The sequence below is a fragment of the Novosphingobium sp. MD-1 genome, assembly GCF_001014975.1.
GTDB lineage: Bacteria > Pseudomonadota > Alphaproteobacteria > Sphingomonadales > Sphingomonadaceae > Novosphingobium.
This window is the reverse complement of record NZ_BBXA01000013.1, coordinates 210,854-234,549: the sequence shown is the minus strand read 5'-3', so window position 1 is coordinate 234,549 and position 23,696 is coordinate 210,854. Positions and strand designations below refer to the sequence as shown.

The 23,696-nt window shown below is 65.1% G+C and carries 23 protein-coding genes; 12 read left to right on the top strand and 11 right to left on the bottom strand.

Annotation, left to right across the window (positions count from 1 at the left end):
* Positions 1-65 precede the first annotated feature (65 nt).
* Positions 66-1,079, top strand: a complete 1,014-nt coding sequence (locus tag NMD1_RS01615; protein WP_233497292.1) for an AraC family transcriptional regulator — start codon at positions 66-68, stop codon at positions 1,077-1,079.
* Here the strand turns inward: NMD1_RS01615 and pcaD are convergent.
* Genes pcaD through NMD1_RS01595 form a run of 4 tightly spaced genes read right to left on the bottom strand, consistent with a single transcriptional unit; the run spans position 1,072 to position 4,276 of the window.
* Positions 1,072-1,851, bottom strand: a complete 780-nt coding sequence (pcaD, locus tag NMD1_RS01610) for a 3-oxoadipate enol-lactonase (protein ID WP_375600785.1) — start codon at positions 1,849-1,851, stop codon at positions 1,072-1,074. The two genes, NMD1_RS01615 and pcaD, sit on opposite strands and share 8 nt — an antisense overlap.
* Positions 1,852-1,868: 17 nt before the next feature.
* A complete protein-coding gene (gene catA / locus NMD1_RS01605; RefSeq protein WP_125953331.1) occupies positions 1,869-2,798 on the bottom strand; it encodes a catechol 1,2-dioxygenase in 930 nt (309 codons plus the stop codon).
* Between the two features lie 27 nt (positions 2,799-2,825).
* Positions 2,826-3,116, bottom strand: a complete 291-nt coding sequence (gene catC, locus NMD1_RS01600; protein ID WP_124808560.1) for a muconolactone Delta-isomerase — start codon at positions 3,114-3,116, stop codon at positions 2,826-2,828.
* Between the two features lie 2 nt (positions 3,117-3,118).
* Positions 3,119-4,276, bottom strand: coding sequence for a muconate/chloromuconate family cycloisomerase (locus NMD1_RS01595; protein WP_125953330.1), 1,158 nt, complete (start codon positions 4,274-4,276; stop codon positions 3,119-3,121).
* 105 nt (positions 4,277-4,381) lie between these two features.
* Between NMD1_RS01595 and NMD1_RS01590 the strand changes: the two genes are divergently transcribed.
* From NMD1_RS01590 to NMD1_RS01580, 3 genes are all read left to right on the top strand, one after another.
* Positions 4,382-5,278 (top strand): LysR family transcriptional regulator, encoded by an 897-nt coding sequence (locus tag NMD1_RS01590; RefSeq protein ID WP_125953329.1) that lies wholly within the window; start codon positions 4,382-4,384, stop codon positions 5,276-5,278.
* 238 nt (positions 5,279-5,516) lie between these two features.
* Positions 5,517-7,784 carry a TonB-dependent receptor gene (locus NMD1_RS01585; RefSeq protein ID WP_125953328.1) on the top strand — a complete coding sequence of 756 codons (2,268 nt, stop codon included), beginning with the start codon at positions 5,517-5,519 and terminating at the stop codon, positions 7,782-7,784.
* Positions 7,785-7,830: 46 nt separating this feature from the next.
* The gene (locus NMD1_RS01580) at positions 7,831-8,703 is read left to right on the top strand and encodes an MBL fold metallo-hydrolase (RefSeq protein ID WP_233497291.1); all 873 of its coding nucleotides are present in this window, start codon (positions 7,831-7,833) and stop codon (positions 8,701-8,703) included.
* 25 nt (positions 8,704-8,728) lie between these two features.
* On the opposite strand, the gene NMD1_RS01575 is transcribed toward NMD1_RS01580, so the two are convergent.
* Positions 8,729-9,895 (bottom strand): CaiB/BaiF CoA-transferase family protein, encoded by a 1,167-nt coding sequence (locus tag NMD1_RS01575; RefSeq protein ID WP_233497290.1) that lies wholly within the window; start codon positions 9,893-9,895, stop codon positions 8,729-8,731.
* A 236-nt stretch (positions 9,896-10,131) separates the two neighbouring features.
* Here NMD1_RS01575 and NMD1_RS01570 point away from each other — a divergent pair, with 236 nt between their 5' ends.
* From NMD1_RS01570 to NMD1_RS01545, 6 genes are all read left to right on the top strand, one after another.
* Complete coding sequence (locus NMD1_RS01570) at positions 10,132-11,310, top strand: iron-containing alcohol dehydrogenase (RefSeq protein WP_125953325.1); 1,179 nt, start codon at positions 10,132-10,134, stop codon at positions 11,308-11,310.
* Positions 11,307-11,957 carry a TetR/AcrR family transcriptional regulator gene (locus tag NMD1_RS01565; RefSeq protein ID WP_125953324.1) on the top strand — a complete coding sequence of 217 codons (651 nt, stop codon included), beginning with the start codon at positions 11,307-11,309 and terminating at the stop codon, positions 11,955-11,957. The genes NMD1_RS01570 and NMD1_RS01565 overlap by 4 nt, the downstream gene beginning before the upstream one ends.
* Positions 11,958-12,000: 43 nt before the next feature.
* A complete protein-coding gene (locus NMD1_RS01560) occupies positions 12,001-13,635 on the top strand; it encodes an AMP-binding protein (RefSeq protein ID WP_125953323.1) in 1,635 nt (544 codons plus the stop codon).
* Between the two features lie 93 nt (positions 13,636-13,728).
* Entirely contained in the window at positions 13,729-15,681 is a 1,953-nt protein-coding gene (locus tag NMD1_RS01555) for an NAD(P)/FAD-dependent oxidoreductase (protein ID WP_125953322.1), read from the top strand.
* 47 nt (positions 15,682-15,728) lie between these two features.
* Positions 15,729-16,979: a cytochrome P450 gene (locus tag NMD1_RS01550; protein ID WP_233497289.1), complete on the top strand. Its 1,251-nt coding sequence runs from the start codon at positions 15,729-15,731 to the stop codon at positions 16,977-16,979.
* Positions 16,976-17,959, top strand: coding sequence for an NADPH:quinone oxidoreductase family protein (locus NMD1_RS01545; protein ID WP_125953321.1), 984 nt, complete (start codon positions 16,976-16,978; stop codon positions 17,957-17,959). Before NMD1_RS01550 ends, NMD1_RS01545 begins: the two co-directional genes overlap by 4 nt.
* A gap of 12 nt (positions 17,960-17,971) precedes the next feature.
* On the opposite strand, the gene NMD1_RS01540 is transcribed toward NMD1_RS01545, so the two are convergent.
* Entirely contained in the window at positions 17,972-19,162 is a 1,191-nt protein-coding gene (locus NMD1_RS01540; protein ID WP_125953320.1) for an SRPBCC family protein, read from the bottom strand.
* Entirely contained in the window at positions 19,159-19,503 is a 345-nt protein-coding gene (locus NMD1_RS01535) for a hypothetical protein (protein ID WP_233497288.1), read from the bottom strand. The genes NMD1_RS01540 and NMD1_RS01535 overlap by 4 nt, the downstream gene beginning before the upstream one ends.
* 314 nt (positions 19,504-19,817) lie before the next feature.
* Between NMD1_RS01535 and NMD1_RS01530 the strand changes: the two genes are divergently transcribed.
* Positions 19,818-20,558: an aspartate/glutamate racemase family protein gene (locus NMD1_RS01530; protein WP_125953318.1), complete on the top strand. Its 741-nt coding sequence runs from the start codon at positions 19,818-19,820 to the stop codon at positions 20,556-20,558.
* Positions 20,559-20,613: 55 nt separating this feature from the next.
* A complete protein-coding gene (locus NMD1_RS01525) occupies positions 20,614-21,642 on the top strand; it encodes an AraC family transcriptional regulator (RefSeq protein ID WP_233497287.1) in 1,029 nt (342 codons plus the stop codon).
* Between the two features lie 15 nt (positions 21,643-21,657).
* On the opposite strand, the gene NMD1_RS01520 is transcribed toward NMD1_RS01525, so the two are convergent.
* The 4 genes from NMD1_RS01520 to NMD1_RS01505 form a co-directional block, all read right to left on the bottom strand.
* Positions 21,658-22,380: an RES family NAD+ phosphorylase gene (locus tag NMD1_RS01520; RefSeq protein ID WP_125953317.1), complete on the bottom strand. Its 723-nt coding sequence runs from the start codon at positions 22,378-22,380 to the stop codon at positions 21,658-21,660.
* The gene (locus NMD1_RS01515; RefSeq protein ID WP_125953316.1) at positions 22,352-22,729 is read right to left on the bottom strand and encodes an antitoxin Xre/MbcA/ParS toxin-binding domain-containing protein; all 378 of its coding nucleotides are present in this window, start codon (positions 22,727-22,729) and stop codon (positions 22,352-22,354) included. The genes NMD1_RS01520 and NMD1_RS01515 overlap by 29 nt, the downstream gene beginning before the upstream one ends.
* 158 nt (positions 22,730-22,887) lie before the next feature.
* Positions 22,888-23,193, bottom strand: coding sequence for a non-heme iron oxygenase ferredoxin subunit (locus NMD1_RS01510; RefSeq protein ID WP_125953315.1), 306 nt, complete (start codon positions 23,191-23,193; stop codon positions 22,888-22,890).
* Positions 23,190-23,696 carry a nuclear transport factor 2 family protein gene (locus NMD1_RS01505; RefSeq protein WP_158453846.1) on the bottom strand — a complete coding sequence of 169 codons (507 nt, stop codon included), beginning with the start codon at positions 23,694-23,696 and terminating at the stop codon, positions 23,190-23,192. The genes NMD1_RS01510 and NMD1_RS01505 overlap by 4 nt, the downstream gene beginning before the upstream one ends.

Here is a 23,696-nt window from a genome sequence, read left to right as displayed (position 1 = left end):
CCCGTATGATCCTGACTGTCAAAACAGGGAGCAAAATCACGGGGGGAACAGTGGGCAGCGGTTCCATGCCAGGCCTTGGCGGCCAGATTGCCATGACGACGGACGGCAATGCCTGCGAGACATTGCCGGGCTTTGCCGTCTTTGCATCCAACAGCCTCAGCGAAGTGCGCGAGCACATCGCGCGGACCTATTGCCCGCACCACCTCTCGGTGGCGCGACGCGGCGAACGGCTCGACGCCTGGCTCAACCACAAGCGCCTGAACGACATCGGCATCGGCGCAATGACCTATGGCGCGGAAGTATCGATCGAGGGGATCGAGGACGAGGATATGCTGCTGCTGATGCAGCCGCTCGCGGGGGCGGCCGAGGTCGGCACGCGCCGGGGGACCGTCCTGAGCACTCCGGCGATCGCTTCGGTCGTCAACACGCGCGATCTCAAACGGATGCACTGGTCCGCCGACTGCACGCAGCGCGTGGTCCAGATCAGCAACCGGGCGCTCGATCACCACGCCACGATGATGATCGGCCGCCCGCTCAGCCGCGAACTCGAATTCGCGCAGGAGATGCCGGTCGATGCCGGCAACGCGCACTGGTGGCACTATGCCTCGCTGCTCAGCATGGAACTTTCCGCCGCATCGGGAAGCGAAAGCCGCGCGGTGCTTGGAAGCCTCGAAACGCTACTGATCCTGAAACTGCTGGAAAGCCACCCCAACAACTATTCGGAGCATCTGCGCCCGCAACCGTGCAAGATCGCGCCGCACCACGTCCGCCGCGTGGAGCAGTTCATCATCGCACACGCCGCCGAGCCGGTGACGCTGGACCAGTTGGTCGATGTTAGCGGCGTCAGCGCCCGCGCGCTGTTCGACGGCTTCCGCCGCTTTCGCGGCACCTCGCCAATGGCGTTCCTCAAGGCCGTGCGGCTGGAGCGCGCGCGCGACGATCTGCGCCAGGCGGAGCCGGGCACATCGGTCACGTCCGTCGCCTGCAAATGGGGCTTTTACCAGTTCGGCCGCTTTTCCGCGCAGTATCGCAAGATGTTCGGCGAGCTGCCTTCGGAAACGTTGCGCAACCTCAACTGACGAAATCGAGCAGCGCGGCGGTGAACGCTGCGGGTTGTTCGATGTTCGACAGATGCGCGGCATCGAGCGTGACCAATTGCGATCCGGCGATCCGGGCGGCAAGGACTTCGGCATCGGCGGGGGGCGTGGCCGGATCGCGGGCACCGGCGATCACCAGCGTGCGTAGGTCGATCAGGCCGATCACCGGGCGCATGTCCATGTCCCGAATGGCGGCGCAGCAGCCGGCATAGCCCGCGGGCGATGTCTCCAGCAGCCCCTCGCGCACCGGCGCGATGATCTCGGGCGCGGCGGCGCGGAACTCGGGCGTGAACCAGCGTTCGAGAAGGGCCGAGGTCATCACCTCCATGCCGCCATCGAGCACGGCGGCAATGCGTGCCTGCCACCCCGCAGGCGGCCCCATGTAAGCCGCGGTGTTGGCCAGCACGAGCCGGTCGAACCGGTCGGGCGCATGAACGCCAAGCCACTGGCCGGTCATCCCGCCGAGCGACAGCCCGCAGAAGTGCGCGCGCGCGATGCCCAGCGCATCCATCAGATCGAGCACGTCGCGGCCCAGCCGGTCCAGCCCGTAGGCGCCACCCGGAACGTCGGAGCGCCCATGACCGCGCGTGTCATAACGCAGCACCCGGAAGCTGGCGGACAGCGCCGCCACCTGCGGCGCCCACATCTCCAGCGCGGTCCCGAGCGAGTTGGACAGGATGACGACCGGCGCATCGGCCGCCCCGTCCTCCGGCCCTTCCAGACGCCAGGCGATGGCGCAGCCATCACCCGCCATCGCCCTTCCCGATTCGATCATGCGGTAACCGCAGGAGCGCGATGGCGCGCCATCAATTCGGTCTCCGCCGTCTCGGCCGCCGGGTGCAGCACGAAGTCGAACGCGATTTCGCTGAACGGACCGTTGAGGTTCTCGGCGTGGATCGCATCGGGTTCCTCGCGGCGGACGATCTCCGGGATGAGATCGTCGTGCGTGGCGAAGGCGAAATCATCGTGCAGATAGGGATCGCCGTTGATGTTGATCTGCGTGGTCAGATGACGAAGGCCCGGCGCGGACACGAAGAAGTGGATATGCGCCGGACGGTTGCCGTGGCGGCCGATCGCCGACAGCAGACGATCCGTGCCGCCCTGCGGCGGCACCGAATAGCCCGACGGCACGATGCTGCGGAACTTGTAGCTGCCGTCGGCCCCCGTCTCGATGCGGCGGCGGTTGTTGTACGCGGTCTGCGAAGGGTCGAACACCGAATAGCCGCCCTTGGTATTCGCGTGCCAGACATCGACGATCGCACCCGCCACCGGCTTGCCATCGCGATCGAACACGCGCCCGTGCATGATCAGCGTCTCGCCCGTGTCGGTGCCATCGTCCAGCCGCGCGAAGCCCTTGGCCAGCGGCGCGCCGGGCACATAGAGCGGGCCTTCGATCGTGCGCGGCGTGCCGCCCGCGATGCCGGCGGCCTTGTCGGCCCGGTCCATGCGGATGTCGAGGAAGTGATCGAAGCCGAGGCCCGGCGCGATCAGCCCGAATTCCGGCGCCGCTTCCTGCAGGAAGTGCAGCGCGTGCCAGAATTCCTCGGCGGTCACGTCGAAATCGTCGATGGTGGTGAACAGGTCCGACACGATGCGCCGCACGATCGCCTTGGTGCGCGCGTCACCGCCGGGCTGGTCCACCCCGGCAATGCGGTCGAGGTAGTTCTGCACGCCGGATTCCTGCACGAGTTCTGATGCCATGAAACCTCTCCTTGAACTTGCGCGACCTCAGCGGTCGTCACTGTGGATGGACGACGGGTGGCGGCACAGCGCCGTCACGGTGATGTCCATGAACGGGAACAGCGGCAGGCCGGTGAGGATAGCATGAAGCTCCTCGTTGCTGGCCACGTCGAAGATGCTGGTATTGGCATAGGCTCCCACGTGCCGCCACAGATGCCGCCACGTGCCAGCCCGCTGCAGGTCTTCGGCGCGCGCCTTTTCCTCGGCCTTGAGCCGGTCGAACTCGGCCGGATCGAGATGCGCCGGCACCTTGACGAGCATTTCCACCTGAAAGAGCATGATTACCTCGCGGCCTGGTTGAGCATGACCACGGTGCGCTGCGGCGCATCGCGGCGGAAGTGGCGGACCTTGTCCTCGTCAAGCTCGATCCCGAGCCCCGGCCCCTTGGGCACGGTCAGCGCGAAATCGGTATACTCGAGCGGCGTGGCGAGGATTTCCTCGGTCTGCAGCAGCGGCCCGAACAATTCGGTGCCCCATGCCAGCGTGGCGAACGTAGAACAGAGGTGCGCCGCCGCCGCCGTGCCCACGCTGCCTTCCAGCATCGTGCCGCCATAGAGGCCGATATGCGCCGCCTCGGCGATCGCCGCGACCTTTGCCGCCGCGATCAGCCCGCCGGCCTGCGCTGCCTTGATCGAGAAGGCATCGCCGGCGCGGATCGCGGCAAGATCGAAAGCGTCGTGCGTGCCGCGCAAGGCTTCGTCCGCCATGATCGCGATGGGAGCGCTGGCCGCAAGGCGCGCCATGCCGGCCCGGTCGGCCCGCGGCAACGGCTGTTCGATCAGATCGATCCCCGCATCGCCCAACATCCGCGCGCCCTTGCGCGCGGTCTGCTCGTCCCACGCCTGGTTCACGTCCACGCGCACCGATGCGCCGGCGCCCAGCGCCCGCTTGATCGCGCCGGCATGGGCGACGTCGTCGGCCAGGGGGCGCTTGCCGATCTTGAGCTTGAACACGTTGTGCCGCCGCGCCGCGATCATCGCTTCGGCTTCGGCGATGTCCTTCGCCGTGTCGCCGCTGGCCAGCGTCCACAATACCGGCAAGCGATCGTGCTGCCGACCGCCCAACAGATCAGAGAGCGGCACGCCGGCACGCCGCGCAACGCAATCGAACAGCGCGGTCTCCACCGCATTCTTGGCGAAGTGGTTGCCGACGACGTTCTGCCGCAGCCGCGTCATCAGCGCGGCCGGCATCGCCGAATCCGCGCCGACCAGCAGCGGTGCGAAATAGGTATCGATGGTGAGCTTGATGCTCTCCGGGCTTTCGTCGCCATAGGCAAGCCCGCCGATCGTCGTCCCCTCGCCCAGCCCCGACACCCCGTCGGCGCAGCGCACGCGCACGATCACCATCGACTGGCGGCTGATCGAGGTCATCGACAGCACGTGCGGGCGGATCGTCGGAACATCGACAATCCAGGTATCAATCGCGTCTATGGTCGCCAACGGCCGATTCCCTTCCCAACCGCCATATATTCCACCTCTCCTATTGACTCCTCCCGCGTGCGTGAAAGATCGTCTTGGTCCGGCCTGATACCTTTTGGATATGATATGGAACTGAGGCACCTTCGCTACTTCGTCGCCGTGGCCAACGAACAAAACTTCACGCGCGCGGCGGAGCGGCTCAACGTGGCGCAGCCGCCGCTGAGCCGGCAGATCCGGCAGCTGGAGGAGGAAATCGGCGCCGACCTGTTCAATCGTGATTCCCGCCCCGTGCGGCTGTCCGAGGCCGGACGGCTGCTTTATGAACATGCCGTGCCACTGCTGGCCGGCGTCGACCAGTTGCGCGACATGATGCGCCGCTTCACCGGGCAGGGGCAGCGACGGTTCGTGATCGGCTTCGTCGGCTCCATCCTGTTCGGCCCCTTGCCCGAAGTGATCCGCCTGTTCCGCGATCGCGCCAGCAACGTGGACGTCTCCGTCCTAGAATGCACCACCACCGAACAGATCGCGGCGTTGAAGGAAGGGCGCATCGATGCCGGCTTCGGCCGGTTGCGCTTCGAGGACCCGGCCATCCGCCGGATCGTACTGGCCGAAGAGACGCTCCTGGCGGCGGTTCCGGCCGACCATCCCCTCGCGCTGGCGCAACGCCCGGTCCATCTGGCGGACCTGATCGGCGACACCCTGATCGCCTATCCGCGCCCGGCCCGCCCGAGTTATGCGGACCAGGTTTTCAGCATTTTTCATGATGCCGGCCTGCAACCGAGCGGCGTGCAGGAAGTACGCGAGCTCCAGACCGCGATCGGCCTTGTCGCAGCCCATGCCGGCTTCACCATCGTTCCGGAATCGGTGCAGCGCTTCCGGCGCGACGATGTGGCCTATCTCCCGATCGCCGACAGCACCGCACGGTCGCCAATCATGATGATTCATCGCATGGGCGACGTGTCCGTGGAACTGGCGGAACTGATCGCCATCAGCCGCGACGTGCATGGAATGTACGACGACTAGCCTCCCCCTGCGAGGCCGGGGTCAAGCGCTACGGTGAAGCAGACGACACGACGACCATCTCTCTGAAATCCTTCGTTTTCGACACCAATTGGGTCGACGTCCGATGGCGTCGTCAGCGGCGGCGTGACGTGCAATTTGATCGATCCCGAGCACTCTTGATTACCAAGAGAATGCAATATATACCCACGAGTAGCTACAAAGCGCCGTAAGAACGGCAAAGCAATTTGGGGGAGTTCCGATGAAGCTTGGGTTGCGAGCGATTTGCCATGCACCTCTGGGCATCGCGCTGCTGTTTCCGGCAGCCGCCATGGCCCAGGCCGCCGAGGATGGATCGACGGCCGCGCCGTCCGCCGCGGAAATCATCGTAACGGCCACCAAGCAGAACACGACCCTGGGCAGAGTGGCGGCGGCCGTGAGCGCGATTACCGCCGCCGATATCGGGCCTGGCGGCGTCCAGAACATCGGCGACCTTCAGGTCGTGGTGCCGAACGTCTCGATCGGCGACCAGTTCGGCGTCAACCGTACCTTCATCCGTGGCGTGGGCCTCAACAACTTCGACGTGGGCGGCGAAGGCGCCGTTGCCTTCCTGCAGAACGGCGCGATCCTTGCCCGCCCGGCGCAGCAGTTGAGCGGATTCTTCGACCTGGGCCAGATCGAGGTTCTGCGCGGACCGCAATCGATCCTCTACGGCCGCGGCGCGACGGCGGGCGCGATCAATCTCGTGACCGCACTGCCCACCGAAAAACTCGACGGCTACCTGCGCGCAACCTACGGCAATTATGACTCGAAGGTGATCGAAGCGGCCGTGGGCGGTCCGCTGTCGGGCGACAAACTGCTGGTGCGCCTGGCGGGGAAGTACGAAAAGCGTGATGGCTACGGCGTCAATCTGTTCACCGGAAAGCCGGTGGACGATCGCGATGCCTATTCCCTGCGCGGCACTATCGTTGCCAAACTGGCGGATAACTTCAAGGCGACCATCGTCGGCGATCATTTCCACGAAGACGACAACAATTACGCGTTCCACTACTTCGGGCCGTCAGTCATTCCCGAAGCCGCGGTATTCCACAACCTGATCGGCGGGAAATCGATTTTCGACTATTACGCGGCCCGCAATCAGAAGCCCAACCTGCGCAATATCTATTCCGACGAGGAAGCGATCAACAAGCGCAAGGGCTATGGCATCACCGGCACGCTGGACTGGGATCTGGGCGCGACGACGGTAAAGTCCATTACCGCCTATCGCACGTTCGATCGCTTCCAGCGGGACGATCTTGACGTCTCGGACGTCAATCTTGCCGGACAGAACAACTACGTCGAAAAGAGCCGCGCCTTCAGCCAGGAAATGACGGTGAATTACCAGGGCAACGGCTTCTCGCTGCTTGGTGGCGCGATGTACTTCCACGAAAAGCTCACCGGGCAAGTGCTGGTGCCGACCGTCAATCTGGGCGTGCTGTTCGGCCTTCCGGCCAACACCTTTGACAACGGCGCCTACGAACAGAACGGCACCGTCAAGATCGATGCGGTGGGCGTCTATCTGCAGGGCGCGGTCGACATCAGCCCCACGCTGAAGCTGACCGCCGGCGCGCGCTACAACTACGAGCACCGCAACGGCGTCGGCTACTTCCGCTTCGACGCGCTGGGCGTGAACATTCCGACCGACAAGGCCAAGGGCTGGTCTTCCGTGACGCCCAAGGTGCTGCTCGAATTCAAGCCCAGCGACACCTCGCTGCTCTACGCCAGCGTCACCAAGGGCTTCAAGTCGGGCGTGATCAACATCGGCAGCACCGATGCGGCGATCAACCCGGAAACGGTGTGGAGCTACGAAGCGGGCTTCAAGCAGAAGCTGGCCGACAACCGCCTGCTGCTGAGCGGCGCGGTGTTCTATTACGATTACAAGGACCTCCAGGTCAGCTTCGTCAACGCCAACTCGATCGTGCAGACGATCAACGCGGCGACCGCGCGCAACTATGGCGGCGAGCTGGAGCTGGAAGGCCGGGTCACGCGCAACTTCCGCATCAACCTTTCCGCATCCTACCTCAACGCCCAGTTCACCAAGTTCTGCAACGCCTATTACGGGGCTGGCTTCCCCGCGCGTCCTGGCATTTCCTACGCGACGTGCCCCACTGATCCGGGCCTTGTCGACCTGAGCGGCAAACGCCTGCCCAACGCGCCGCGCTTCACCTTCGGCGGCGGCATCAACTGGGATATCCCGCTGGGCAACGACAGCCGACTGGCGGTGAACGGCGACATCAAGTGGCAGTCGAAAGTCTACTTCTCCGAATTCAACAACCGTGATGCCGAACAGGGCGCCTATGCCATGGCGAACGCCGGCCTGACCTGGCATTCGCCAAACGATCGCTATTCGATCGGCGCGTGGGTGAAGAACCTGACCAACAAGTTCGTCATCTCGAACAACATCATCACGGCGGCGACCTTCGCCTACGTCCGCGTCGGCTCGGTCATGCCGCCCCGCACCTACGGAGTGACCGCCGCTTTCAATTTCTGACGGAAATCGGACCGGAGGCGAGATGGACCGCTTTGATATTGGAACCGTGAAGGTTCATCGCATCGAAGAGTGGCAAGGTACATTTTCGCCTCCGGCGGACCTGTTCGCGGGGTTCACGTCCGATGGATGGGAGCCCCATGCCGAAGAGTTCGCGCCGGAATACTACGATCCGGCCAGCGGCAAGCTCTTTGCATTCCTGCAAAGCTGGGTGCTCGATACAGGCCGGCAGCGCATCCTGTTCGATACCGGCGCGGGCAATGACAAGGACCGGCCGAACCTGCCCATCTTCGGCAACCTGCAAACCGACTTCCTCGGCAACCTGGCCGCGGCCGGGTTCCAGCCCGAGGACATCGACGTGGTGGTCTGCTCACATATCCATGTGGACCACGTCGGCTGGAACACGCGGCTGGTGGACGGGCGCTGGGAACCGACCTTCCGCAACGCGCGCTATGTGCTGCCACTCTCCGACCGCGCTTACTGGGACCCGCAGGACGAGGCCGCCGGCCCGGCCGGGATCGGCGCGGCGGTCAACGCCGGCATGTTCGATGACAGCGTGCGCCCGATCATCGAGGCCGGGCGCGCCGAATGGGCCGAAGATGGCTTCGAGGTTGACGATGGCCTCATCCTGCGCTCCTGCCCCGGACACACGCCCGGCAGCATGATGCTGGAAGTCGCCAGCGGTGGAGAGACCGCCATGTTCGTGGGCGATGTGGTCCATCATCCGGCGCAGATCTACCGCCCCGAATGGAACAGTATTTTTTGCGAGGAACCCGAACAGGCGCGCGAGACGCGGCGCAAGGTGCTGGACCTTGCCGCGTCGCGTGAGGCGCTGCTGATTCCGGCGCACTTCGGCGGCAGCCACATGGCGCGGGTGCTGCGCGAGGGCAGCGGCTTTCGCCCCGTGCTCAACCCGCTTTAGGAGGTTACGAGCCAGGGTTCTGACCCTAGCTCGCTGCCAGAACGCCTGCTTCCGTCAATGCGCGGATTGCATGGTTGTCGAAGTTCCACTGCTCTAGCGCGGCGATCCCGCCTTCTCCCGCCAGCGCCGGCATGGACCGCATGGCGCCCGGTGTGCGCGAAAGGCGCGGGGCGGGCGCGGGCTGCCGCGCGTCGGGCGGGCCAACATGCACGCCCCGGGCAAGGTTCGCCGGATGGGACAGTGCTTCCTGCGGCGAAAGCACCGGCGTGACGCAGGCATCGATGCCTTCGAAAGCGCGAGTCCATTCCGCTTGCGTGCGCGTGCGGAAAATCGCCGCGATACGCGCGGCACGCGCTTCCCAGTGGGCGGGATTCAGGTGATCGGCGAACTCGGCCGGATCGAGCCCGAGCGCCTGCACGAACAAGGCGTGGAACTGCGGCTCCAGCGCGCCGACCGCCATGTGGCGTCCGTCGGCAGTCTCGTAGCAACGGTAGAAATAGGCGCTTCCATCGAGCAGATTGCCACCGCGCCCTTCGCGCCAGATGCCCATGCGGGTCCAGGCGAAGACCTGGGTCATCAATAGCGACGCGCCATCGATCATCGCCGCGTCGATCACCTGCCCCTTGCCGCTGGTCGACCGCTCGACCAGCGCGGCGAGGATGCCCGCGACAAGCACCATGCCGCCGCCGCCGAAGTTCGCCGCGAAGTTGAGCGGCGGCGGCGGGGGACGGTCCGGCGGACCGATCAGTTCCAGGCCGCCAGTCAGCGCCAGATAGTTGATATCGTGCCCGGCCGTATGCGCCAGCGGTCCGGTCTGTCCCCATCCCGTCATGCGTGCGTAGATCAGGCTCGGGTTGAGCACGCAGAGCGCGTCAGGGCCGAGCCCGAGCCGTTCCATCGCGCCAGGCCGGAAGCCTTCGATCAGCACGTCCGCCCTGGACGCAAGATCGCGCGCCAGCGCCAGGCCTTGTGTGCTCTTGAGATCAAGCCCGATGGTGTGGCGGCTGCGGTTGAGGTAGTTGTGGCGTTCGTCCCCGCCGGCGGCCGACACGTGGCCGATCCGCTCCACGCGCAGCACGTCCGCCCCGAAATCGGCGAGCAACATCGCGCTGAACGGCGTCGGCCCCAGCCCGGCAAATTCCAGCACGCGGATTCCGGCAAGCGGCCCCTGTGGCGGTCTCGCATGTGACATGCCGTTGCGCTCCGCACCCTCGGCGTTGTCTTTCAAGGGCACAGCGCCGGCATTATCCATCTGTTCTTCTTCCCCAGTTGCGCCATGGCAAGGGCGCCCTACACTTTGTCAGGCCACTATCTTTGCACAGTCCTTATCATAGGTCGAAAAATATACTAGCGGGTAATGCCTTCTCGTGGCACTCTATGCGCAAGCGCCGGCCAAAGGGCGGACAGGCGCGCAGAAAGGAGAAAGCCGTGGGCAGCGTCAGAGCCAGCGAGATGACGTTTACCGAAACCGAACGGGTCACCATGGGCACCCCGGCCCGCGAGGCGATCCGCGACCAGGCCGAGAAGATGGGCGCGCGTCGCGTATTCATTCTGGCGTCCGAGACCCTGCGCACGAAAACGGAAGAGATTGCCGCGATCGAACACGCGCTTGGCGATCGCCATGCCGCCACGTTCAGCGGTATCGCGCCGCACGCTCCGCGTTCGGACGTATTGCGCGCCGCCGATGCCGCGCGGGCGGCCGGTGCGGATCTGATCGTTTCGGTCGGCGGCGGTTCGGTCACCGACAGCGCCAAGATCATCGCGCTGCTGCTCAAGCACGATGTCCGCAGCGTCGAAGCATTCGAGCCGCTGCACGTCTATGTCGACGATGGTGGCAATGTCATCAATCCCCTGACCGTCGGCCCCGATGTGCGCGTCATCTGCGTGCCAACGACACTGTCCGGCGGCGAATTCAACGCGCTGTCCGGCGCCACGGACGAGGCGATCCAGCACAAGCAGGGCTACGAACATCGCAACATGGCGCCGGTGATGGTCGTGCTCGACCCCGCCCTGACGGTCTATACCCCGGAATGGCTGTGGCTCTCGACGGGGGTGCGCGCGGTCGACCACGCGGTCGAAACGCTTGCCTCGCATCTTTCCAACGATTTCGCCGACGGGCTGGCCGATAGCGCGCTGCGCCTGCTGGTCGAGGGGCTGAGCCGCGCCAAGGCGGACCCGCAGGACATGGAAGCGCGGCTGAAATGCCAGATCGGCGCGTGGCAATCGATGATCTCGATCATCGGCGGCGTGCCCATGGGAGCCAGCCACGCCATCGGCCATATTCTGGGCGGAACCTGCGACGTTCCCCACGGCTACACGTCGTGCGTGATGTCGCCCTATGTGCTGGCCTGGAACGCCGAGCACGATGCCAGCCGGCAAGGCCGCATCCTGCAGTGCCTGGGCAATACCCATGGCACGGCGTCCGAAGCGCTGGACGCGTTCATCCGCAGCCTCGGCATGCCGCGCACGCTGGCGGACGTGGGCGTGGGCGAAGATCGATTCCAGCAGGTAGCGGAATATACCATGCTTGATATATGGGGGAGAACCAATCCGCGGCCGGTGCGTTCGCCCGCCGATATCCTGGAAATTCTGAGAAAGGCCGCATGACCAAGTCCAGCACTGCCGCCAAGCCGCGCCAACGCAGCACCGCCGCGCCCACCGGGCGCGAGATCAGAACCGGTGTGGTCGCGTTCAAGCAGGCCCGTATTCTCGAAGAGGCCGCCGCGCTGTTCTTCGAAAAGGGATACGAGGCGGCAACGCTGGAAATGCTCGCTGACCGGCTGAGCGCGACCAAGCCGTTTCTCTACACCTACTTCAAGGGCAAGGCGGCGATCCTGTGCGCCATCTGCGAACTCGGGGTTACCGAATCGCTCGCCGCCCTGGACAGGATCGCGGAAACGGAACGGACGTCGATAGACCTGCTCAAGGCCTCGCTGCGCGAAGTGGCGAAGATCATCATCGACCGCAACGAATATCTCGTTGTGTACCAGCGCGAGATGATGAACCTTGACCGGACGGACGCACAGCGCATCCTGCGCCTGCGCCACGAATTCGACCTGCGCATCGGCAAGATGATCGAGGATTGCGTGCGCGACGGGTACATCACCGTGCCCGATGCGCCGGCAATGTCGATCTGGATCGGCGGGCTGCTCAGCTGGATTACCTATTGCTACCGCCCGGGCAGCAGTCGGTCTGGCGATGCAGTGGCGGATCAGGCCATGAAGGCCTGCCTGCGGCTGATCGGCCTGGATTGACCGCTGTCCTCAGACGCCCGCCAGCCGGGCGCGGAGAGGACCGATGACCGATACCAACCCGAAGACCGCGCGCGATTTCACCGATCCGCGCATCCCCAACCGCGACGAATGCGTGCTGCGCTATCTCGTCGACCGCTGGGCAAGCGAACGCGCGGACAAGGTCCACGTCGTCTGGGAAGACGGCGAGGAATGGACCTTTGCCGATGTGCGCCGCCGCACTATCGCTAAGGCCGCGGGCCTGGAGAAGCTGGGCGTGCGGCAGGGCGATTTCGTGGCGGTGTGGCTGCCCAATGGGCGCGATGCGCTGCTCGCGTTCTATGCGATCAACTACCTTGGCGCAGTGTTCGTGCCGTTCAACACCGCCTACCGCGGCAACCTGCTCGCCCACGTCGTCGCGAATTCCGGGGCGGATCTCATCATCGCCCATCCCGATCTCGTGGGCCGGCTTGGCGAAATCGACCGCGCCGCGCTGCGCCGGCTGGTCCTGACGACGCAAGGCGCTGCGCCGGACGTCGGGCTGGACGTCACGCGCTTCGATGATCTGGACGGCGATGCCGTGTCCGCACTCGAGCGGCCGATCCAGCCGTGGGACATCCAGTCGATCATCTATACCTCGGGCACCACGGGTCCATCGAAGGGCGTGCTGTCCTCGTACCTGCACATGTTCTCCAACGCCGGCCCCGAATCCTGGCCGATGGTGGGTGAGGACGACCGCTACATGTGCGTGGCGCCGATCTTCCACATCGGCGGCATGGGGCCGCCGTTCGTGATGCTGGCGCGCGGGGCCTCGGTGGCCATGGTCGAGAGCTTTTCGACCGACCGCTTCTGGGAAATCGCGGCGCGCACGCGGGCCACGGTCGTCTTCCTGCTGGGGGTGATGGCCACGTTCCTGATGAAGCGCCCGCCCTCGCCCGAGGACCGCAACCACACCGTGCGCAAGGCCTTCATGGTTCCGCTGACCGACGATGCGCCCGCCTTCACCGAGCGCTTCGGCATCGACATCTACACCATCTTCAACATGACCGAGATTTCCTCGCCGATCGTATCCGAAGCCAACCCGGTGAAGCGCGGCACCTGTGGCCGCGCGCGGCCGGGCGTGGAAGTGCGGCTGGTCGATGCCAACGATTGCGAAGTGCCAGTGGGCGAAATCGGCGAGATGCTGGTGCGCACCGACCGCCCCTGGGGAATGAACAGCGGGTATAACCGCAACCCGGAAGCGACCGCCAAGGCCTGGGCCAACGGCTGGTTCCATACCGGCGACGCCTTCCGCCGCGACGAGGATGGCTATTTCTACTTTGTCGATCGCGTGAAGGACGCGATCCGCCGGCGCGGCGAGAACATCTCCTCGTTCGAAGTCGAAGTGGAGGTCTGCGCTCATCCCGCCGTGCGCGAGGCGGCGGCTATCGCCGTGCCCAGCGAATTCTCCGAGGACGAGGTTATGGTCATCGTTGCGCCGGTGCCGGGGCAGGCGATCGACGTTCCCGAACTCGCCCGCTTCCTGATCGAACGGATGCCCTATTTCATGGTGCCTCGTTATATCCGCGTGCTGGACGAGCTGCCCAAGACGCCTTCGGCCAAGGTGCTGAAAGGGGATCTGCGCGCGCAGGGCATCACGGGCGACACTTGGGACCGTGAAAAGGCCGGAATGCGGGTGCGGCGGGAGAGTTTCGCCGGCTAACACCGGTCTGCGATTGACTCTATATACTGATCGGTAGATATTTCTTATTATAGGTATGATGCTCGCCCGAACGTGCGGCCAACGAGGATTGCCATGACCGCTCCGAAGATCACCGACCGCCCCTTTGCCGCCGCTACAATCGACCGCGCGCTGCTGCGGCAGGGCGTGGATGAGGCCAATATCCCTGCCCTGCTGATGGTGCTGGTCCAGCTGACCGGCGACCGGCGCTATCTCGAACCACCCTACGCGCCGCGCCGGGGCAAGGGGCTGGACGACAACGACAGCGGCGGTCTGCCGGAGGATACCCAGCGCGAGATCAGGGACGCCGCATGGACCGCCATCGTCGCTTGGGCTGAAGGGCAAGAACCCGCGCTGCCGCGCCCCGCCAATGCCGACCTCGCCGCGATGCTGGCCGTCGCCATGACCGAGGCCGTGCCGCCCGAATATGGCGACATCGTCGCCGCGACGATGCACCTCGATCCCGCGCCGGAACCGGCGCGCCCGGCAAAACCGCTGACGGCGATCATCATCGGCGCGGGCATTTCGGGCATGGTCGCCGCGGTGCGCCTGCGCGAAATGGGCATCGCGCACACGATCTTCGAAAAGAACACGGAATTTGGCGGCACCTGGTGGGAAAACCGCTATCCCGGTTGCGGTGTCGACACGCCGAACCTGACCTACACCTTCTCTTTCCGCCCCAACGACTGGTCGGCCTTCTTCCCCTTGCGCGACGAGATCGAGAACTACCTGCTTGAAACCGCTCGGGAGACGGGGCTCTATGATCGCGTCCGCTTCGGCACCAAGGTCGAGCGCGCCGAATGGCTGGCGGACCGGAACCAGTGGCAGGTCACCGTGCGCACCGGGGATGGCCAGCAGGAAATCCACCACACCGACATCGTGATGAGCGCGGTGGGCATTCTCAACATGCCGGTCGTGCCCGACATCAAGGGCCTCTCCGGCTTCGCCGGCCAGATCGTACACACCAGCGACTGGCCGCAGGATATCGACCTGAAGGGCAAGCGCGTAGCTGTCGTCGGCAATGGCGCTTCGGCGATGCAGGTGGTGCCGGCGATTGCCGACGAGGTTGCCGAGCTGACGCTATTCGCGCGCTCCAAACAATGGGCCGCGCCCTTCCCCCAGTTCCGCAAGCCCGTGCCGACCGGCGTGCGCTATCTGATGCAGGTGGTGCCGCTATACCGCGCGTGGGTGGAACAGCGCCTGTCGTGGACGTTCAATGATCGCGTGCACGGCACGCTGTTCCGCGATCCCGACTGGGCGGAACCGGCGCGCGCCGTCAACGCGATCAACGACGGCCATCGCGAGTTCTTCACCCGCTACGTGCGCGAGGAGCTGGGCGAACGGCAGGACCTGTTGCCGCTGGTGCTGCCCGACTATCCCCCGTTCGCGAAGCGCATGCTGCTCGACAACGGCTGGTATCGCACGCTGCGCAAGCCGCACGTGCGGCTCGTGCCGCAACGCCTCGCGGAAGTGCGCGGCACCACACTGATCGCGCAGGATGGCGAGGCGTTCGAGGCGGACGTGCTGATCCTGGCCACCGGCTTCCAGGCAGCCAACGTGCTCGGCTCCTATGACGTGATCGGGCGGGAGGGGCGCGTGCTGCGCGATTTCTGGGAGGGCGACAACGCCGCCGCCTATCTCGGCACGCTGGTTCCGGGCTTTCCAAACTTCTTCATCCTGCTTGGCCCCAACGTCGGTTCCGGCCACGGCGGCAGCATGATCCGCAACATCGAAAACCAGGCGCATTACGCCACCCGCGTGATCGAGGCGCTGGTGAAATCGGGCGCGGACGCGGTCGAGGTGCGCGAGGACGTCTATGGCGACTACAAGACCAAGATCGACGCGGCGCACGAAAAGCTGGTGTGGACGCATCCCGGCGCCACCAACTGGTATCGCAATTCGCGCGGCCGGGTGATCGCCATCACGCCTTGGCGCAACGATGCCTTCTGGCGGATGACGCGCGAGGCGAAGGCGGAAGACCTGAGATTCACCGGAACGCCCACGGACAAGGCCGAACAGGCCGCCTGACGCGCGGCGGGGTCAAACAACCGGGTTGAAAGGGGAGAGAGAACGGCATGGACATCGATACCGCAGCGACCATCCCTCCGCTCGATACTTCGGACCCGGCGCTGATCCCCGATCCCTGGCCCACTTTCACCGCCCTGCGCGAACGCGATCCGTTCCACTGGTCCAAATATGGCTACTGGGTGGTTTCGCGGCACGAACACGTGCGCGATGTGCTGATGAACCGCACGGATTTCGGCACCGGCGATTTCGCGGCGAACCTGCGCCTGTTCTATGGGCCGGACTTCGACGTACTGGCCAATCCCGCCTACCGCTGGCTATCCGAAGTCTTCATCATGCAGGACCCGCCGCAGCATACGCGCATCCGCAATCTGGTGGTGGGTTCGCTGACCGCGAAGCGGGTTCGCGCGATGGAGCCACGCATCCGTGAAATCGCGCGGGAGCTGACGGATGGTTTCCAGGCGCGCGGCCACGCCGACCTGATTACCGAATTCGCCTACAAGTTCCCGGTCATGGTCATCTGCGACCTGATGGGCATCGATTACGAAGCCCCCGAAATGGCCGAGCTGATCGCGGCCATCCCGGAAGCCTTCACTGTGTTCGAGGCGCGCATCCTGAGTCCCGCCGAACTGGCGCTCGCCAACCGCCGCATCCTGGAACTCGAAGCCTTCTTCGAGGCGCAATTCGCCGACCGCCTTGCCAACCCGCGCGATGACCTGCTCACCGCGCTGGCCCGCACCGGGCAGGAGCCGGACGGGCTGTCGGTGCATGAGGCGATTACCGTCACGATCGGCCTGTTCGGGGCGGGCTTCGAAACCACCGCCAACATCATCGGCAATGGCCTTCACGCCCTGCACGCTCATCCCGAACAGTGGGCCAGGCTGGTTGCTGACCCCGGCGGCATGGCATCGGGCGCCTGCGAGGAAGCGCTGCGCCACCAAAGCTCGCTGATCGCCACCTACCGCACCGCGCTGGCCGACACCACGATCGGCGATCACCCGGTCCGCGCCGGGCAACGGGTGCTGACCTTGATCGGCGCAGCCAACCGTGATCCGCGCAAGTTCGCCGATCCCGATGCCTTCGACATTGCGCGCGGGGATGCTGGTCACCTGACCTTCGGCGGCGGCATCCACTTCTGCGTGGGCGCCGAACTGGCCCGGATCGAGGCGCGCGTCGCTTTCGAACACCTCGCGCGCACGTTGCCGCACATGCGCGTGGATAGCGCGAATGCCCACTGGCGCGAAAACTTCCTGTTTCGTGGCCTGATGTCGCTTAAGGCCACTTGGGATGCGCCCGCATGAAGCGCGTCGCGGTCCACCGTCTCGATGGTATCGATGCGCTCGTGCTGGATGAAGCGCCCGTGCCGCAACCGGCGAGCGGGGAAGTGCGTCTGCGCGTCAACGCGGTGGGCCTGGGCTTCGTCGACGGGCTGCTCATCGCTGGCCAGTACCAGTGGAAACCCCCGCTGCCCTATGTTCCCGGCGGCGAGATCGCCGGCACGATCGATGCCGTCGGCGAAGGGGTGACCGGGTGGTCGGCGGGCCAGCGCGTCGTCGCCTGGCGGATGGGTGGCGGCCTTGCCGAATACTGCACGGTCCCGACCGGCGCCCTTGTTGCGGTGCCCGATCGCGTACCCCTCGAGACCGCCGCCGCGGTGGTGCTCGATTACGCCACAGCCGATTACGCCCTGAACGTGCGCGGCCGCCTGCAGCCCGGCGAGACGGTTTTCGTTCTGGGCGCGAACGGCGGCGTGGGCGGCGCAGCCATGCAAATCGCCCGGGCGAACGGAGCGATCCCGGTCGCCGGCGTTTCTGCTGACCATCGACGGGACGCCGCCATGGCAAGGGGTGCGATGGCGACGGTCGATCTGTCCGCGCCGGGCTGGCGGGATGAATTGCGGACGGTCCTGTCGGGCAAGGCGCCGGACGTGGTAGTCGATCCCTTGGGTGGACCGCTGACCGAACCGGCTTTTCGCAGTCTGGCCAAGCGCGGGCGCCACCTCGTCATCGGCTTTGCCGCCGGCGGGATTCCCGCGTTGCCCGTCAATCTGGCCCTGCTGAAGAATGCCGATCTGCTGGGCGTGGACATCCGCGATTTTGCCGAAAGCGAACCGGACCGCTTTGCCGAACGGGTCAAGACCCTTCTGGACCGGATCGCACGCGGCGAACTTGCCTCTCCGCCCATCTGCAAACACGATTTCGCCGCATCAACGGACGCCTTCCGCAGTCTTCAAAGGCGCGATCGGAGCGGTAAACCCGTTATTGCGCTGCAATCCGGTTAAGACACTGGCCCTTCAGGCCAGGCCCCGCACGCAACGATCGACGCCATTGCTGAGGTGCCGGGCCAGCATCTCCTCGTCCTGGAAGAAGATGTGGTTCTTGGCGCCGGACTTGAGTTGCGCGCAGATCAGTTCGTGGGTGAAACAGTCTTCCATCATCGGATCGCGCAGGCCGATCTTGGAATATTCGCGCGCGAAGAGTTCCCCGGCGGTGCGCACCGGAGGATAATAGCCCTTGATCTCCCACACGCTACGATCGACCGCAACCGGCCAGATGTTGAAGGTGAAGAACAAGCCGTTCAGCAGCCCGACGAAGAAGTTCGGGAAGATGTGCCAGAAATCGAACGAGCCCCGGAAGCGATAGCCTTCGCCGGCGTTTTCGACCTTGGTCCCGAAGGCCTGCACCGTACCCGTGCCGAAACGGCTGGCAAGCAGCGCGGTAGGCGGGGGCGTGAAGGAATCGGGCGGCGGCGAACCCAGTACGCCGTGCAAACCATGCAGTTCAATCGCGGTGTGGCGATACTGGTTGCCATCGATCTTGACCGCGCGTGCCAGCGTCTTTTCGTGCAGGTAGGGCAAGTGCCAGCCTTCGAGCTGGGCTTCCTGCAGGGTCTTCCAGTTGACCTGCTCGTCGATGCGGTAAGAAAACGCGGGCGTATAGCCTTCGAAGTCGAACCGCCCGATCTCGTCCGCCACCGGTCCCAGGTATTCGAGCAGCGTCTGTTCGGGCCGGTCCGCCAGATTGACGAAGATGAAGCCCTTCCAGATGGCGCAATGAACCGGCGTGAGGCCATTTTCCGCCGGGTTCACGCCGGGGAAGTTCTCGGCATCGGTGATCTGCACCAGCTTGCCAGTGGTGTCATAGACCCAGCCATGGAAGCGGCAGGCCAGATAGCCGCGGCATGACCCTTCCGCATCCCATGCCACCGGCGCGCCACGGTGCGAACACATATTGTGGAACGCGCGATATTCTCCGTCCTTGCCGCGGATCACCAGCAGCGACGTGTCGAGGATCTTGAGGTCGGCGACGAAATAATCGCCCGGATTGGGCGCCTGTTCCACGCGGCCGACGTTGAGCCACTTGCGGCGGAACACCCGCTCGCGCTCCAGATCGAAGTATTCCTGGGAGGTATAGCGCTCGACCGGGATCGGGCCGCGGCCCTCTTCGGGATAGCGATCCATGAAACGGCACGGTGCGGTGCTCATGCGGCGGCTCCCTTGCCGGCCAGCGGCCAGGCGTCATGCGTGGGGACGAAACGGGAGATCGGGAAGACGTATTTGGGCGCGGGATCGCCATACATCTCGATCGTGGCGGAACATTCCGCGAGGGCAAGGCACATGTCGAGAAGAGTGCGATCCGCCCCGTCGATTTCCGACAGGGGCCGCTGTCCGAAATATTCAAAGGCGGCGGGGCTGCGCTCCAGCATGGTATCGTAGAACACCTGGCTCTCTTCGAGCGAGGACGACCAGCGCTTGTCGTTGCGTTCCCGCTCGGTGGGTCTTGCCCAGTCCAGGAACGGCAGAAGATCTTCAAACCCTTCAGGCAATTCGCGTTCCACACAGCCCTCCCTGTCGCGCCACGGCATGAGAAGACTGCGGGAACGCCGCGCCGGAACGCTATCCCGCCCCTGCAACCGGTGACCGCTGAGTGCGGAATTTCGACACGATCCGCGCCGGCAACGGACAGGCCGCGCGAACCCGACACTTCGATGGGATATAATACCTGTTAGGTATGAAGTGGCGCAGATTCAGTATTGGACGCGGCAAACCTCAGGCATCACGCTTCTACCGGAATCAGGGAAATTTTGCCACCCGGCGCCGCAGGGAGCGCTGGCGCAAGGCGATACCCGGAGAACCGTTCATGACCCATCGCATCAAGATGATCGTTCCCGTGCCGGTGCCGCAGCAAGCCCTTGCCGCATTCGCCAGCCAGATCCCCGCCGGGCTGGTCCGGCCGGACATCGCCATCGAGTTCGCCTGCGCGGCGCGCGGCGGGGCGACGCTCGATTCCCTCTATGAAGGCACGATCGCCGATGCCTTCTGCCTGGAGGCGGGATGCCGCGCGGAGGAGGAGGACTTCAGCGCGGTCTGCATCAATTCGATGAGCGATTCCGGCGTGGCGGCGCTGCGGTCGCGGTTGACCATCCCCGTGGTCGGCACGGCACAGGCGACCTATCATCTCGCCTGCCAGCTCGGCAAGAAATTCGCGATCCTTTCGATGTGGGATAACTGGCGCTGGCTCTATGACAAGGTCCTGACCGAACAGGGACTGCACCACCGCCTCGCCGCGATCCGCTCGATCGGCGTGCGCCCCGATACCGCCGAACTGCTGGCGGGCAAGGAGGACAGCGTCTTCCCGCTGCTGATGGACGCCGCGCGTCGTGCGATCGAGGAGGACGGGGCGGACGTGCTGGTGCTGGGATCGACCACCATGCACCAGTCGCACGCCTATCTCGCCGCGCACCTGCCCGTGCCGGTGCTCAATCCGGGTCTCGTCGCATTCAAGGCGTGCGAAACTTTGATCGACCTTGGCCTGTCCCATAGTAGAAAGGGCTTTGCGCCGCCGGAGAGGATCATCGACAACGTCTTCGAAGCAGCGTGAATCGGGAGCGGAATCGACCAGCTCAAGCGGAGGTCCAACGATAATGATCCCAGCCATGACTTCTGTCCGCTCTTGGGATGGCAGCGATCTTCCGCTGCCCAGCCTGACGCGCCTCGCGACACGCGATATCAACGAGGTTCATGATCACATGAGCCGCATGTTCTGCCCGCACGACCTGCGGGTGGAAGGCGGCAACCCGCCCCTTGCCTTCCGGCACCATCAGGCCTCGCTCAAGTCGGTCACGTTCAACGCCACAGACTACGGCAACCCCTATGGCCGGGTGGTGGTGAACATCCCGCCGACCGACGTGCTCTATCTTGTCCAGTTCTCGCTGCGCGGCGTCGCGCAGATCACGCAGGATAACGCGACCTTCGAGCTGCACCCCGGCCAGATGTGCGTGCTTGGCCCCGACGCCAAGGTCCGGCAGATGTTCGGAGACGGCTACAAGCACTTCACCGTCAAGATGGACAAGAGCGGGCTGGAGGCCATTCTGGCGCAGGAACTGGGGTTTCGGCCGGGCGACCTTCATTTCTCGCCGCAACCGGTTCGGCTCGAAGGCGCGGCCGCCGCGTTCGCGCAGCTTGTTCGCACCGTGTGCGACAATCTCGATTCCGGCATCGAAACCGGGTTGAGCGGGTTCAACCATGCGCGGGCAAGCGGCGCGGTAGAGGAGACGCTCCAGCGGCTGTTGCTGGCCGCCGTGCCCCATAACCATTCCGACCTGTTCGACGCGCCGGCTTCGTGCCCCGCCCCCTATTACGTGCGCCGGGTCGAGGAGTTCATCCACGAACACGCGCAAGCGCCGATCACGCTGGAAGAAATGATCGTCGTTTCCGGTGTCAGCGCGCGGTCGCTCCATGCGGGCTTCCGGCGCTTCCGCAACACCACGCCGATGCTCTATCTCAAGAACCACCGGCTCGATCTGGCACGGCGGCAATTGCGCGAGGGCGCCGATACCGGCGTTTCTGTCACAGAAGTTGCGCTGGCCTGTGGTTTCACCCACCTGTCGAAATTCGCCCGCGATTACCTCGAACGGTTCGGCGAGCGGCCGTCGATGACGCTGAAGCGCATGTCCGGCCGCTGATCGCGAAAGCGCATCTCAGCCAAGCCCGAACTGGGCGGCGGTGAAGACAAAGCGCTCCTCCGCCGGAAAGGCCGCCAGAGCGAGCAGCCGGCCGCCTTCATGGCGCAAGTGCCATGTCCGGCGGATCACCGGTTGCTGGCGCGCGAAGGCCGCCGGATCGAACAGCACCAGATTGCACCCGCCACCGGGATCGCGCGCGGAGCGGGTGCGGATCAGCGCGATCCGGGCTTCGCGCGCCTGCGCGGCAAGATCCTGGCAGGCCGTGTAGTCCAACGGATCGATCCAGCGCGCCGCTTCGTTGTCGAAAGGCGGAAGTGTCAGGTCGAGCGCCGAAGCCGTCGCCAGCGCGGCGGTGAAACTGGTGTGTTCGCTCGTGGTCGAAGGCGGTACAAACCCGGGGGACCGCTGGAAGAAACGCAAGCGCCAATAAGCCGTTTCAGCGATGGCCGTGGCCTCGCGCTCGGCCGCGTAGAAGATGCCGGGGCGTTCGTTCGCGCGGCGGAAGCGGCTTTCGTTGCGATGGCCATAACGGAAGGGCGAAGCAAGCAGGTAGTGCAGCCCGCGCGTTTCCGGCGGCAGATCGGGCTTGACCGCGTCCGCCAGCATTTCGAGCCGCGCCTGATCCGCCAGCCCATCGGCCAGACGGTTGGTGGAGATGCGGTGCTGGGCTTCCACCACCCGCCAGGCATCACCCCGCCATGGCCGGGCTTCAGACGCGAGCGCGGTAGGCGTCCACATAATCGCACACGGAAATCAGGCCCCGGAAACTGTCGATCAGGTCGAGCGGGCGGGCATTGAGATCGAGGTTGGCGGTTTCCAGCCAGCGCCGCGCGGCAGCATCGTCGCTGCCGAGCAGCGCATCGAGGCTGCGGAACAACCGCAGCAGGAACTGGCCCGCCTCATAGGACTTGGAAGCCGGATCGAGCACCGACCGACCGCTGCGCAGGCGCGAGACCGTGGCGGCCGACACGCCGAGCACCGTGGCCAGCTTGGTGTTGCTGAAATTCCAGAAATCGGCGATCCGCCCCAGCGCGGAGGTCAGGATTTCCGCATCGCCGCGCGGCGGGCTTTCAAACCGGGTCGCCATGCCTTCTCCTTTCATATGCATGATATAGGAGGAAATCATTCATTTGAACAGATGACTTCTGCAAAAATTCCTATCCGGCCCGATCGGCAAAAGACGACAGGGAAGCCGGGGGCTCCCCTGTCGCAAGGGTGGATTGCCTTTCGCGCAATGCGCCGCCGTCAGGCGTCGATCACCACGTCGCCGCCCGACACCGAGACGCAATAGGTTCTGACCGCGATCGAACAGGGCGCGCCGATCGCTTCCCCGGTGCGGATGTCGAAACTGCCCATGTGGAACGGGCAGAGGATCTTGCCGCCGTCCACTTCGCCTTCGGCCAGCGAGGCATCGCCGTGCGTGCACAGATCGTCCGTCGCGAAGAATTCGCCATCGAGGTTGTAGACGGCCAGCGCGCGTCCGTCGTCGAGATCGACGCGGATGACTTCGCCGGCGGGTATGTCACGGGTTGCACAGAGTCTGATCGTCACAAGTTCACCGGTTTCTTGAATTGCCATGAAGGCACGGCCTCGCCCTGAAGGCGGACATCGAGCCTCACTTTGGAAAAGCGCCATCCTTCGGACGTAAGCACCACATCGCTGTCGTACCAGCCACCAAACCAGGTGTCGGTCGGGCTGGCGTGCCCCTGATCACCGGCCGCAGGAGCCATCGTGCACAGCTCCCACAAGTACCAGTGGCAGCGCCCGGAACGCAGGTCCGCCGCCAGTTCGATCAGCGGCGAGACCATATAATGGATCGACCACAGCACCCTGTCGGCCGCAAGACCGGCCAGGCCCACCGCGATCGCATCGCGGCCGACGAGATCGGCGAACCCTTCGGCCGACCACACCGCATTAGCGGCGAAGAGCGGACCGAGAATCGCGGGATCGTTCTTGCGGTCCGCCCCCAACGCGTAACGCGCCACGAGATCCCCGATCTCCGCACGCGCCTCCAGCCGCGCCAGCCTGTATTCGCCGGACGTGGGCTCCGCCAT

What these genes read in the sequence shown, in the direction of transcription:
- NMD1_RS01545 (WP_125953321.1), top strand. Translation starts at nt 16,976, where the DNA reads ATGAAGCGCGTCGCGGTCCACCGTCTCGATGGTATCGATGCGCTCGTG.
- catC (WP_124808560.1), bottom strand. Translation starts at nt 3,116, where the DNA reads ATGCTCTTTCAGGTGGAAATGCTCGTCAAGGTGCCGGCGCATCTCGAT.
- NMD1_RS01540 (WP_125953320.1), bottom strand. Translation starts at nt 19,162, where the DNA reads ATGAGCACCGCACCGTGCCGTTTCATGGATCGCTATCCCGAAGAGGGC.
- NMD1_RS01525 (WP_233497287.1), top strand. Translation starts at nt 20,614, where the DNA reads ATGACTTCTGTCCGCTCTTGGGATGGCAGCGATCTTCCGCTGCCCAGC.
- NMD1_RS01615 (WP_233497292.1), top strand. Translation starts at nt 66, where the DNA reads ATGCCAGGCCTTGGCGGCCAGATTGCCATGACGACGGACGGCAATGCC.
- NMD1_RS01560 (WP_125953323.1), top strand. Translation starts at nt 12,001, where the DNA reads ATGACCGATACCAACCCGAAGACCGCGCGCGATTTCACCGATCCGCGC.
- NMD1_RS01515 (WP_125953316.1), bottom strand. Translation starts at nt 22,729, where the DNA reads ATGGCGACCCGGTTTGAAAGCCCGCCGCGCGGCGATGCGGAAATCCTG.
- NMD1_RS01555 (WP_125953322.1), top strand. Translation starts at nt 13,729, where the DNA reads ATGACCGCTCCGAAGATCACCGACCGCCCCTTTGCCGCCGCTACAATC.
- catA (WP_125953331.1), bottom strand. Translation starts at nt 2,798, where the DNA reads ATGGCATCAGAACTCGTGCAGGAATCCGGCGTGCAGAACTACCTCGAC.
- NMD1_RS01565 (WP_125953324.1), top strand. Translation starts at nt 11,307, where the DNA reads ATGACCAAGTCCAGCACTGCCGCCAAGCCGCGCCAACGCAGCACCGCC.
- NMD1_RS01530 (WP_125953318.1), top strand. Translation starts at nt 19,818, where the DNA reads ATGACCCATCGCATCAAGATGATCGTTCCCGTGCCGGTGCCGCAGCAA.
- NMD1_RS01550 (WP_233497289.1), top strand. Translation starts at nt 15,729, where the DNA reads ATGGACATCGATACCGCAGCGACCATCCCTCCGCTCGATACTTCGGAC.
- NMD1_RS01590 (WP_125953329.1), top strand. Translation starts at nt 4,382, where the DNA reads ATGGAACTGAGGCACCTTCGCTACTTCGTCGCCGTGGCCAACGAACAA.
- NMD1_RS01585 (WP_125953328.1), top strand. Translation starts at nt 5,517, where the DNA reads ATGAAGCTTGGGTTGCGAGCGATTTGCCATGCACCTCTGGGCATCGCG.
- NMD1_RS01575 (WP_233497290.1), bottom strand. Translation starts at nt 9,895, where the DNA reads ATGTCACATGCGAGACCGCCACAGGGGCCGCTTGCCGGAATCCGCGTG.
- pcaD (WP_375600785.1), bottom strand. Translation starts at nt 1,851, where the DNA reads ATGGCGGGTGATGGCTGCGCCATCGCCTGGCGTCTGGAAGGGCCGGAG.
- NMD1_RS01505 (WP_158453846.1), bottom strand. Translation starts at nt 23,696, where the DNA reads ATGGCGGAGCCCACGTCCGGCGAATACAGGCTGGCGCGGCTGGAGGCG.
- NMD1_RS01520 (WP_125953317.1), bottom strand. Translation starts at nt 22,380, where the DNA reads ATGTGGACGCCTACCGCGCTCGCGTCTGAAGCCCGGCCATGGCGGGGT.